Source organism: Sedimentibacter sp. B4 (assembly GCF_000309315.1).
GTDB classification, from domain to species: Bacteria; Bacillota; Clostridia; order Tissierellales; family Sedimentibacteraceae; genus Sedimentibacter; species Sedimentibacter saalensis.
Map to the genome: position 1 here is coordinate 1 of NZ_CANG01000620.1, position 453 is coordinate 453.

1 pseudogene is annotated in these 453 nt (G+C 68.9%); it reads right to left on the bottom strand.

From position 1 onward, the window contains the following. Positions 1–453, bottom strand: a pseudogene (locus BN358_RS26720) (acyl-CoA dehydrogenase); the annotation flags it as partial.

Below are 453 nucleotides of genomic sequence, written 5' to 3' on the forward strand. Positions count from 1 at the left end.
CGCAACCCATGGCAGGCCGTCGCGGATGTGGCGGACGCCATCTTCCAATTTCGAGTAGCGGCCCTCGAGGACTCTCCGCGCCAGTTTGCGGTCGCTCGTGTCGGAGTTGTGCCACAGGGCCGTGAAGAGGGCGTCGACCCGGACGCGTGCCTGGTCGCAGAAGGCGTCCGCGAGTTCGACGCCGGTCGGGTCGGTTACGGTCTCGGCCTTTGCCCGGACGCAACACGCCGTCATCGCGAACAACTCGACGCCGATGTCGACCGCGCGGCCCAGGAAAGCCTGCCGTCGCTCCAATCCACCCTGCCAGCGGGCCATCCCGGCAAAAATGGACACCGCCAGCCTGCGGCAAGACCGCTCGACGAAGCGGACGTGTTCGGCCAGCGGGCCGAACTCCCGGTACGCCCCGGGCATGAATCCGGCACCGACCGCCAGGGTGGGCAGCCAGCCGGCGTA